The following is a 10,000-nucleotide window of genomic DNA, read 5'->3' as shown; positions in this document are numbered from 1 at the left end:
CTCACAATTTCATCAGCAATCGAATCTAAACTATTTTTATGAATTCGGAATTTAAAAAAACTTTCTTCTACAATCATTCTTTTTGAAACATTCAAATAGATAGAATCTTCATTTACATACAATCCTAAATATTTATTTGGAATTGAATTTAACTCTGAATCATTGATAGGTTGTGGTTCTTGATAATAATATGTGTTACCAATAGGGTGTGCCGATCGTTCTTTGCAAGAAGCATAAAATAGCATTATTGCCGATAAAATTAAGAGATTTTTCATGATAGTTTGTTTTGATTCCAAAGGCAAATTTTGTGCCACAAAAAAACCGCTGAAAAGCTTCAACGGTTTGTTTATTTTCTTTAACTCGGTTCTGAATATTATCTATAAATTAAAATTCCAATTTAAAATTAAATTAAGTGAATTTGTTTTTATTGTTCCATCGTTATATACATCAACATCGCTTGTATTTACCAAACCCAAATTTTCTCTAATCTCTAATTTTAACTCATTTTTATCATTTAGTTGAAATACCTTTCCAAATCCAAAAACCAATCCTGCATCAATTTTCTTATTCATATCTATTGTATCAGTGTCATTTTCAGAATTTTTCGAAGTGAGTTTAGAATTTAATAGATAACCTAAAAACATACCTCCATTAACATAGAAATCGTCTTTTTTACCAAAATAATAATTTACATAAACGGGCAATACTAAATAGTTGTAAATAGATTTAGAATCACTTTTAATCATTGTAGGAAATCCATATTCATCAATTAGATAAACATTTCCATTATCTTTAGCCGTTTTATTTTCATAGTTTAAATTAGCTGAAATTGACAAGTTTTCTTTTAAGAAATATTCAGCCGAAACTCCCACTAAATAAGAAATACCTGGATCTAAATCTTCAGCCAAATCATTTCCTCTAAGACTAGCATAATTTAAACCTCCATTTACTCCAAATTTAATTTTATCTTGAGCTACCAATACTAGTGGAAAGCAAATAAAAATAATTACAAAAAATAATTTCTTCATATTTACACATTAAAACGGAAATGCATTACATCACCATCTTTTACAATGTATTCTTTTCCTTCTACTCTTAATTTTCCTGCTTCTTTTACTTTAGCTTCTGAACCGTAGTTTGAGAAATCTTCGAATGCGATAACTTCTGCACGGATAAATCCTTTTTCGAAATCAGTATGGATTACTCCTGCTGCTTTTGGCGCTGTATCTCCGATGTTGATTGTCCAAGCACGAACTTCTTTAACACCAGCCGTGAAATAGGTTTGTAATTTTAATAATTTATAAGCTGCACGAATTAACACTGCCGAACCTGGCTCAGTTAATCCCATATCTTGTAAAAACATTTGACGCTCTTCATAGCTTTCTAATTCTGTAATATCTGCTTCTGCTCCTACTGAAAGAACGATTACCTCAGCATTTTCATCCTTAACTAATTCACGAACTTGGTCTACATATTTGTTTCCGTTTACTGCAGAAGCTTCGTCCACATTACAAACATATAAAACTGGTTTTGTTGTGATTAATTGGAAACTTTCTAACATTTCTTCCTCATCTTGATTTTGAGGAACTACTGTACGAGCTGATTTTCCAGCCAATAAAGTTTCGCGAATTCTATCTAACAAAGCTTTTTCAGCTTGTGCTTCTTTGTTTCCTGTTTTTGCAGCGCGATTGGTTTTTTCCAAACGTTTTTCAACTGTTTCTAAGTCTTTTAATTGCAATTCGATATCAATCGTTTCTTTATCGCGAATTGGATTTACATTACCATCAACGTGTACGATATTATCGTTATCAAAACAACGTAAAACGTGAATAATGGCGTTACATTCTCTAATGTTTCCTAAGAATTGATTACCTAAACCTTCTCCTTTACTTGCTCCTTTTACTAAACCTGCAATATCTACGATATCTACCGTTGCCATTTGAACACGCTCTGGTTTTACCAATTCCTCTAAACGAGCAATACGTGGATCTGGAACGTTTACTACTCCAATATTAGGTTCTATAGTACAAAACGGAAAGTTAGCACTTTGCGCTTTAGCGTTTGATAAACAATTAAATAAAGTTGATTTTCCAACATTTGGTAATCCTACAATTCCTGCTTTCATATCTATTTGATATTTTTTATTAAGTGATATGTAACGCAAAGCGTTTCATTCTGAATGTAATTTTTAAAAGTGCGCAAATATACTTTAATCCTAATTAGTATCAAAGTATTAAATAAAAACGCATTGAATGGAAATATATAAAATGCAAGAACAGTAATAAAAATTATAATTTCTATAGTTCTCGATACTATTTTTAAAACTAAAAATTAGCATTTTTACTTTTAAAAATCACTCGAAGTGACGAAAATCTATAAACAAAACTAATTACACCCAAAAGATTAAATATGATGACGAAGTAGTTATTCTTTAGGATTTTCGACTTCGTTTTGGTTTTCTTCGTTGCCTTTTCCTAATCGTTCAATAATTGCTTTTTCTTCTGAAGTAGAAGCAAATCCTGATTCGATATCCCAATAATCAGTAAAAAACGAAGTCTTTTTATTGATAAGCGATTTTCCTTTGAAAATGTTTTTTTCACCATATTCAAAAGTTTTTTTGTTGAAATCGGTGATTACCATGTGATTCTTGACTTCTATTCTTCGTTCTTTATTTTTATACTTCTTTTCAAAACCAATAACTTCTTTAGAATTGGCTAAATAATAGTAATTACCTTCTAATCGGAACGTATTTTTAAATTCTAACTTATATACTTTTCTGGAAGCAAACATGCTTTCTTTATAAGTTTGAAGTCGGTCTGGAGTTACATACGAGCTAACTTCGATTATCAACTTTTTATTGCTATCATAAACCACCATAAAGTCAGACAAAATTCCTTTAGATTCAGGCAATGGAACAATTTTAATTACCAAATAATCTTCGTTAGAAGGATAGGTTTTTACTGAAAAATCATAAATCTTCTTTGCTCTAGCATCGAGTACTTCCTCTAGATATTTGAATTGATAATAATTTTCGATGATGTTATTCAAATCGTAACCTAAAACATCGGCATCAATATCACCATCTAAAACACCAACAGCACGATTTTGTTCTATTAAAATATCCGTTTTTATAGCTTTCTCATTTCCTAAAATTTGAAAATTTATCAATCCATCATTAAAAAAAACGATTTGATTATCTTGTTTATAAAATTCGTGCAAATACACTTTCAAACTTATTGGAATGGTGATTTTCTCTTTAGAATTTTCAATAATTCTTTTTAAGATTTCTTGAGGATGATCTTTAGTAATGATATATTCATCTAATTGTTGTGTATTAGGCTCTAAATACACTACATTTTCCTTTTTATCTAAGGTTGCAAATTTCACCACAAGAGTCTTGTAGGAGGAGTGAATGAATTCTAAATCGGAAGATCGAGTTAGGCTAATAATCGCTTTTCCTTCTTTGTTGGTTAAAAAGCCTTGACGAGTTTTGAGAGCTGTAATTGTAACTTCCTCAATAGGCAAATCGGTATCGAAATCTTTCACAATTATGGTAAACTCGAGATTTTGTGAAAAGACGAAAGTAGTGAAAAACCATAATAAAAAAGTAAGTTTTTTTATCATAAATTCCCGATTATCAATCAAATATAAGAAATTTAAATGAGAATCAGGAATTTTAAATGAAATCAATTAATTAAACTTCTTTTACTTTTTTAAAATAAACTTAAATATAACTCCAGAAATTATTGTTGTCAATAAAAAAATTACAATTACATGAATTAAATATATCCAATAGTAAAAAAAGGAATATATTCTAACATTATATTTATTATTATTCTTTTCTAAAACTTTTACAGATTCATTTATTTCAAAATTTGAGTAAAAAACTCTAGTTCCATCTTCATAAACTAATTTCTTTCCTTCTTCATTGGTGTATTCAACTACAGGAATTTTTCTTGAAAAATAACTAACACCTCTTTTTTCAATCTGTCTTACATTAACATCTGTAAAACCAATAATTTTACCTGTATAACAATTATACTCGGACAACTCATAATATTTAATGTAAAAATGAATTGCTGAAATAATAAATAAAACAACTATTACTGTTTTCTTCATACAAAAAACTCCTCAAATTGAGGAGCTTGATTTATTCGTTATGTAAAAACGATTGTCTGTTTAACAATGTTTCTTCACTTTCCACATGATTATCATCGGGAACACAACAATCTACTGGACAAACCGCAGCACATTGTGGTTCTTCATGAAAACCTTTACACTCCGTACATTTTCCTGGAACAATGTAATAAATATCATCAGAAATTGGGTTTTGAGCCGCATCTGAATCTACTTCAGTTCCATCAGGTAAAATTACTTTACCACTTAGTTTTGTACCATCTTTCCATCTCCAATCATCTGCTCCTTCATAAATTGCTGTATTTGGACATTCTGGCTCGCAAGCCCCGCAGTTGATACACTCGTCTGTTATTATAATTGCCATGATTCTTTTGTATTTAGAAATTAGAATTCAGAAAAACGTGATATTCTAATATTATGATTAATTTTGCGCTACAAAAATACAATGTAAACCAAACATAAACAAGTTACAAATGTTACAAAGTGAAATAAAATCGAGTTTTGTTGAATTAGGGAATTTCTTACGTCAATTTTCTGAAGAAGGAAACGTTAAATCGGCATCAGTTTTACATAACGATTTGTTCTTTGATAACTTTGCATCTTTGATTGAACTTTCGCAATCGCACAATGGTTGGTTTACACCTGAACAAGTTTTACATAGCATTCAATCTTGGGCGAAAGCTTTAACTGAAGACAACCTAAATCAATGGCTTTCCAACTACGATTTTTCAAAAATTGAACCTAAAAAAGTAGGCTTAATTTTAGCAGGAAATATTCCGTTAGTTGGTTTTCATGATTTTCTTTCGGTATTGATTTCGGGTCATGATGTATTGGTTAAAACCTCATCTAATGACCAACATTTATTAAAATTTTTAGCTAATTATTTGATTGCTGTCGAACCAAAACTTAAATCAAAAATAACGTTTGTAGAAGGCAAATTAGAAGGTTTTGATGCCGTAATTGCCACCGGAAGTAACAACACAGCGCGTTATTTTGAATATTATTTCAAAGACAAACCAAGTATCATCCGTAAAAACAGAAATTCGGTTGCTGTATTAAATGGAACGGAATCGCATGAAAATTTAGTGGGCCTTGGAGAAGATATTTTTAGATATTTTGGTTTGGGATGCAGAAATGTTTCTAAACTTTTTGTTCCAAAAGGGTATAATTTTGAAACCTTCTTTAAAGCAATGTACGAATATCGCGATGTGATTCACTACGAAAAATACGCCAATAATTACGATTACAACAAAGCGGTTTTCTTAATGAGTAATTTTCAATTATTAGACAATGAGTTTTTAACGATTAAAGAAGATGTGAGTTACTCTTCTCCTATTTCTTCTGTGTTTTATGAATTTTATGACGACTTAGAAGAAATCAAAAATCGATTACATACTGATGCTGAGCAAATTCAGTGTATTGTATCTAAAAATTTAATTCCTAATTCAATAGCTTTTGGTCAAACCCAACAACCGAAACTTTGGGATTATGCAGATAATGTAGATACCTTAGCGTTTTTAATTAGTTTGAAATGAAATTTGTTGTAAAAACAGCATCTAGAACAATTGAAAATTTTTGGTTTATTGTATTCTTTTTACTTTATGGAATTTCTGTATTCACATTAAATAATTTTATAAAACTAGATAAACTTGGATTATTGCTCTTTTTAGTTTTATTCCTTATCCTATTTCTGCCACTATTTTACTATTTAAATAAAAGAACGGGTGAAGGTATTATGGAATGGACAATATCTGAAAGCGGTTTAAATATGAAATGGATTAAAACCGACTTTATAACTGATAATGAAGCAATAAACTTAGATTGGAAAGAAATAGATCGTATACAATCAACCGCTATAACGAGTATTGGATATGGAGGTGAACTTGGTGAAAGTTTAATTATAACTACAATTTCAAGTAAAAAAATTCAAATTCGACATTTAGAAAAAACCAAAGATGATTTTTTTGCTTTCAAAAACAATCTTTACTTATTTAATAAAAAAAAGAGCAAATAATTGCTAATTTATAATTTTTACAAAAGAATTTTAACTAAATCGTTTTTGTTAATAACATCTCATAATTATTGTAGCATTTAAGTCTATTTTTTATTTAAGAATTCCGAAATTTGACCTTTAAATAAATAACTACAACTACAATGAAAAAACACAACTACAGTGCAGGTCCATGTATCCTTCCGCAAGAAGTATTCGAAAAATCGGCACAAGCTATTTTAGATTTCAACAACTCAGGATTATCTATTTTAGAAATTTCACACCGCAGTAAAGATTTCGTAGCCGTAATGGATGAAGCTAGAGCTTTAGTTTTAGAGCTTTTAAACTTAGAAGGCAAAGGATACGAAGTATTGTTTTTAGGTGGCGGAGCTAGTATGCAATTTTTAATGGTACCATACAATTTAATGAAAGTTGACGGAAAAGCAGCTTATTTAGATACAGGAACTTGGGCAAGCGGCGCTATTAAAGAAGCAAAACTTTTTGGAGAAACGGTTGTAGTAGCTTCATCAAAATCAGAAAATTACAATCATATTCCAAAAGATTATACTATTCCTGCTGATGCTGATTATTTCCACTGCACAAGTAACAATACCATTTTTGGAACCCAAATGAAATCATTTCCAGAAGTAAATATTCCTTTAGTATGTGATATGAGTTCGGATATTTTTTCACGTGTATTAGATTTTTCAAAATTTGATTTAATCTATGCCGGAGCTCAAAAAAATATGGGTCCAGCTGGTGCAACATTAGTAGTAGTAAAAACTGAAATCTTAGGAAAAACAGGAAGAACCATTCCAAGTATGTTAGATTACCAACAACATGTCTCTAAAGAAAGTATGTACAATACACCACCTGTATTTCCAGTATATGCATCACTTTTAACCTTACAATGGTTGAAAAAATTAGGTGGAATTGCTGCTATTGAAAAAATAAACGAAGCAAAAGCTAATTTACTTTACAACGAAATCGACCGTAATCCATTATTCAAAGGAACGGCGGCTAAAGAAGATAGAAGTAATATGAATGTTACGTTCTTATTAAAAGATGAAGCACATCAAGAAAAATTTGACACTATGTGGAAAGCAGCTGGAATTTCTGGTTTAGCTGGACATCGTTCGGTTGGTGGATATAGAGCTTCAATGTATAATGCTTTGCCGTTAGAAAGTGTTCAGGTTTTGGTTGATGTAATGAAAGAATTAGAAAATAAAATTTAGTAATTAGTAACTAGTAAATAGTAACTAGCATAAAAAATAAAAATAAAATGAAAGTTTTAGCAAACGACGGAATTTCAAAAAGCGGAATTAAAGCTTTAGAAAAAGGAGGTTTTGAAGTAATTACAACAAAAGTAGCTCAAGAACAAGTGGCTAATTTTATTAATACAAATGATGTAAAAGTAATATTAGTTCGTAGTGCTACAAAAGTTAGAAAAGACATTATTGACGCTTGTCCAGGATTAAAAATCATTGGTCGTGGTGGTGTTGGAATGGACAATATTGATGTAGCGTATGCTCGTGAAAAAGGATTACACGTAATCAATACACCTGCTTCTTCATCTGAAAGTGTGGCGGAATTGGTTTTTGCTCATTTATTCACAGGTGTTCGTTTTTTACATGATTCGAATAGAAATATGCCATTAGAAGGCGATACTAATTTTGAAGGCTTGAAAAAGGCCTACGCAAACGGAATTGAACTTCGTGGTAAAACATTAGGAATTATTGGTTTTGGACGTATTGGTCAAGCGGTTGCAAAAATGGCTTTAGGATTAGGAATGAAAGTAATTGCTGCCGATAAATATGTAAGCGAAGCAGTAATTCGTGTGGATTTTTATAACGGACAATTTATCAATGTTGAAATCGTTACGGAATCGTTAGAAGATGTAATCAAACATTCTGATTTTATTACGTTACACGTTCCAGCGCAAGATGGTTATGTAATTGATAAAGAAGAATTTCAATTAATGAAAGACAATGTAGGAATCGTAAATTGTGCTCGTGGTGGCGTAATTAATGAAGTGGCATTAATCGAAGCTTTAGATGAAGGAAAAGTATTATTTGCAGGTTTAGATGTTTTTGAAAAAGAACCTACACCAGAAATTCAAATTCTAATGCACCCAAAAATTTCATTAACACCTCATATTGGAGCCGCTACTGAAGAAGCACAAGACCGAATTGGAACTGAACTTGCAGAACAGATCATCAGCTTATTGAAAAATAACTAAAATTTTATTATCTTTAACTGAACAAAAACTATAAAATTATGTTTGATCAACTCTCAGAATTAGTAAAACAATTTGGTGACAATGCAGTGGTAAATAATCCAGCGGTTCCTAATGAACAAAATGATGCCGTAATGCAAGAAGCTGGAGGTTCTATCCTTTCAGGTTTAAAAGATATGGTTGCTAGTGGTAACATTAACGATTTAACTGGAATACTAAGCGGTAAAACACCAATTGATGGAAACAACCCAGTTGTACAACAGTTGACCGAAAAAGTAACTGGAAACTTAGGAGAAAAATTTGGATTATCTTCTGATGCTGCAGGAAGTGTTGCTGGTGGATTGATTCCGCAAATTTTAGGAGGATTGGTTAACAAAGCTAAAGATCCAAACCAACCTGGATTTAATATGAGCGATTTAGTAAGTGCTATTTCTGGAGGAAACGGTGGCGGACTAATGGATGCCGTTTCTAAATACGGTGGACAATTTGGCTTAGATCAAAATAATGATGGAAAAGTAGATATGGGAGATGCTATGGCAGCCGTTACAAAAAAAGGTGGTTTAGGAGGTTTACTTGGAAAACTTTTTGGCAAATAAAATTTCATTATAAATATTTTAAAGCATCGACCTATGTCGGTGCTTTTTTTTATCTTTATACTTTCTAAATAACATAAGTTATGAAATCAATCGTTGTAATATTTTTTGCGATTTTTTCAGTGCTCATGGCTTGTAATTCATCAAAAGCTCAAAAAACTTTTGAAGACAAACCAAGGCTAGAAAGCGATACTATTCGTATATCTAACGAAGAAATTGAATATGATGTTATTATTATTGATGGTGGATTTACTTCTTGGTTCAATAGTTATGCTAGGCCAAGAAACTATTATACACAATCTTATTTAGAAGCTAGAAATAGAATTTGGGTGTTAGAATGGAATAGAAGAGCAATGTTACCTTCTCAGTACAATCCAAATTTATATGAAATGACAATTAATTACCAAGCTGGAACTGATTATGGATTTGAAGTAAATTATATGATTTATAATTACTTGGTCTATTTTCAACTTACCAACAAACAACAATTAGGTGGTTTTGTACCAAGAATATAGTTTATGAAGAAACTTAAAGAACGCTGGAATGTAACTTCAAACTGGCAATTAACGATTATTTTTATAGTATTTGCTATTACAGGCTTTAGTTCATTACAATTGGCAAAACCTTTTTTATCCTTAATTGGTATTCCAGAAACTTTTCAACCACATTGGTTGTACCGAATTCTAAGATTGGTTTTAATATTTCCTATTTATCAAGTGCTTTTGGTTCTTTTTGGATTTATTTTTGGCCAATTCACTTTCTTTTGGGAGTTTGAAAAGAAAATGCTCGATAGAATGAAATTAGGTTTCATTGGAAGATATTTTGACACAAAACTAAAAAAGAAGCCTTAAAGCTTCTTTTTTTATTCTTGTCCGCGTCCGCCTTTAATTACATACGTATAAAACCAAGTTATAGTGAAAGTCGGAATTATATCTGCTAACGGAAGTAATTCTTCAATGAATCCAAAAACACCTGCTAACTTTCCTGCTGTGCCTTTGAACATTATAATTAACAAAATGGCTGAAAGCGGTGCCCAAAATATAT

At 30.8% G+C, this 10,000-nt stretch carries 13 protein-coding genes and 1 pseudogene; 7 read left to right on the top strand and 7 right to left on the bottom strand.

The window, feature by feature from the left end:
- The 6 genes from LDL23_RS09435 to LDL23_RS09410 all read right to left on the bottom strand — a co-directional run.
- The coding region (locus LDL23_RS09435) for a hypothetical protein (RefSeq protein ID WP_291265466.1) at positions 1-275 on the bottom strand (275 nt) is incomplete at its 3' end.
- A gap of 102 nt (positions 276-377) precedes the next feature.
- Entirely contained in the window at positions 378-1,028 is a 651-nt protein-coding gene (locus LDL23_RS09430) for a porin family protein (RefSeq protein ID WP_291265465.1), read from the bottom strand.
- Positions 1,029-1,030: 2 nt separating this feature from the next.
- Entirely contained in the window at positions 1,031-2,125 is a 1,095-nt protein-coding gene (ychF, locus tag LDL23_RS09425) for a redox-regulated ATPase YchF (RefSeq protein ID WP_291265464.1), read from the bottom strand.
- Positions 2,126-2,424: 299 nt separating this feature from the next.
- Positions 2,425-3,624 carry a hypothetical protein gene (locus LDL23_RS09420; protein ID WP_291265463.1) on the bottom strand — a complete coding sequence of 400 codons (1,200 nt, stop codon included), beginning with the start codon at positions 3,622-3,624 and terminating at the stop codon, positions 2,425-2,427.
- A gap of 81 nt (positions 3,625-3,705) precedes the next feature.
- Positions 3,706-4,119 (bottom strand): hypothetical protein, encoded by a 414-nt coding sequence (locus LDL23_RS09415; protein WP_291265462.1) that lies wholly within the window; start codon positions 4,117-4,119, stop codon positions 3,706-3,708.
- Between the two features lie 31 nt (positions 4,120-4,150).
- Entirely contained in the window at positions 4,151-4,501 is a 351-nt protein-coding gene (locus LDL23_RS09410; RefSeq protein ID WP_291265461.1) for a 4Fe-4S dicluster domain-containing protein, read from the bottom strand.
- 109 nt (positions 4,502-4,610) lie between these two features.
- On the opposite strand from LDL23_RS09410, the gene LDL23_RS09405 reads away from it, so the two are divergent.
- From LDL23_RS09405 to LDL23_RS09375, 7 genes are all read left to right on the top strand, one after another.
- Positions 4,611-5,672, top strand: a complete 1,062-nt coding sequence (locus LDL23_RS09405; RefSeq protein WP_291265460.1) for an acyl-CoA reductase — start codon at positions 4,611-4,613, stop codon at positions 5,670-5,672.
- The gene (locus LDL23_RS09400; protein ID WP_291265459.1) at positions 5,669-6,151 is read left to right on the top strand and encodes a hypothetical protein; all 483 of its coding nucleotides are present in this window, start codon (positions 5,669-5,671) and stop codon (positions 6,149-6,151) included. Before LDL23_RS09405 ends, LDL23_RS09400 begins: the two co-directional genes overlap by 4 nt.
- 140 nt (positions 6,152-6,291) lie before the next feature.
- Positions 6,292-7,362 (top strand): 3-phosphoserine/phosphohydroxythreonine transaminase, encoded by a 1,071-nt coding sequence (gene serC, locus LDL23_RS09395; protein WP_291265458.1) that lies wholly within the window; start codon positions 6,292-6,294, stop codon positions 7,360-7,362.
- 47 nt (positions 7,363-7,409) lie between these two features.
- Positions 7,410-8,366 (top strand): D-2-hydroxyacid dehydrogenase, encoded by a 957-nt coding sequence (locus tag LDL23_RS09390; protein ID WP_291265457.1) that lies wholly within the window; start codon positions 7,410-7,412, stop codon positions 8,364-8,366.
- A 38-nt stretch (positions 8,367-8,404) separates the two neighbouring features.
- Positions 8,405-8,959, top strand: coding sequence for a DUF937 domain-containing protein (locus LDL23_RS09385; RefSeq protein WP_291265456.1), 555 nt, complete (start codon positions 8,405-8,407; stop codon positions 8,957-8,959).
- A gap of 80 nt (positions 8,960-9,039) precedes the next feature.
- The gene (locus tag LDL23_RS09380) at positions 9,040-9,471 is read left to right on the top strand and encodes a DUF6146 family protein (protein WP_291265455.1); all 432 of its coding nucleotides are present in this window, start codon (positions 9,040-9,042) and stop codon (positions 9,469-9,471) included.
- A 3-nt stretch (positions 9,472-9,474) separates the two neighbouring features.
- Positions 9,475-9,807, top strand: a complete 333-nt coding sequence (locus LDL23_RS09375; protein ID WP_026726235.1) for a DUF6787 family protein — start codon at positions 9,475-9,477, stop codon at positions 9,805-9,807.
- Between the two features lie 11 nt (positions 9,808-9,818).
- Here the strand turns inward: LDL23_RS09375 and LDL23_RS09370 are convergent.
- Positions 9,819-10,000 (bottom strand): annotated as a pseudogene (locus tag LDL23_RS09370) (hypothetical protein); the annotation flags it as partial.

The sequence above is a fragment of the Flavobacterium sp. genome, assembly GCF_020217025.1.
Lineage (GTDB): Bacteria > Bacteroidota > Bacteroidia > Flavobacteriales > Flavobacteriaceae > Flavobacterium.
Note: the sequence above shows the minus strand (reverse complement) of the source record. Positions and strands in the feature narration are given on the sequence as shown.

Bases quoted from the DNA above. Each gene is read 5' to 3' on its own strand.
- LDL23_RS09400 (WP_291265459.1), top strand. From the start codon at position 5,669: ATGAAATTTGTTGTAAAAACAGCATCTAGAACAATTGAAAATTTTTGG.
- LDL23_RS09405 (WP_291265460.1), top strand. From the start codon at position 4,611: ATGTTACAAAGTGAAATAAAATCGAGTTTTGTTGAATTAGGGAATTTC.
- LDL23_RS09380 (WP_291265455.1), top strand. From the start codon at position 9,040: ATGAAATCAATCGTTGTAATATTTTTTGCGATTTTTTCAGTGCTCATG.
- LDL23_RS09385 (WP_291265456.1), top strand. From the start codon at position 8,405: ATGTTTGATCAACTCTCAGAATTAGTAAAACAATTTGGTGACAATGCA.
- LDL23_RS09410 (WP_291265461.1), bottom strand. From the start codon at position 4,501: ATGGCAATTATAATAACAGACGAGTGTATCAACTGCGGGGCTTGCGAG.
- LDL23_RS09430 (WP_291265465.1), bottom strand. From the start codon at position 1,028: ATGAAGAAATTATTTTTTGTAATTATTTTTATTTGCTTTCCACTAGTA.
- serC (WP_291265458.1), top strand. From the start codon at position 6,292: ATGAAAAAACACAACTACAGTGCAGGTCCATGTATCCTTCCGCAAGAA.
- LDL23_RS09415 (WP_291265462.1), bottom strand. From the start codon at position 4,119: ATGAAGAAAACAGTAATAGTTGTTTTATTTATTATTTCAGCAATTCAT.
- LDL23_RS09375 (WP_026726235.1), top strand. From the start codon at position 9,475: ATGAAGAAACTTAAAGAACGCTGGAATGTAACTTCAAACTGGCAATTA.
- LDL23_RS09390 (WP_291265457.1), top strand. From the start codon at position 7,410: ATGAAAGTTTTAGCAAACGACGGAATTTCAAAAAGCGGAATTAAAGCT.
- ychF (WP_291265464.1), bottom strand. From the start codon at position 2,125: ATGAAAGCAGGAATTGTAGGATTACCAAATGTTGGAAAATCAACTTTA.
- LDL23_RS09420 (WP_291265463.1), bottom strand. From the start codon at position 3,624: ATGATAAAAAAACTTACTTTTTTATTATGGTTTTTCACTACTTTCGTC.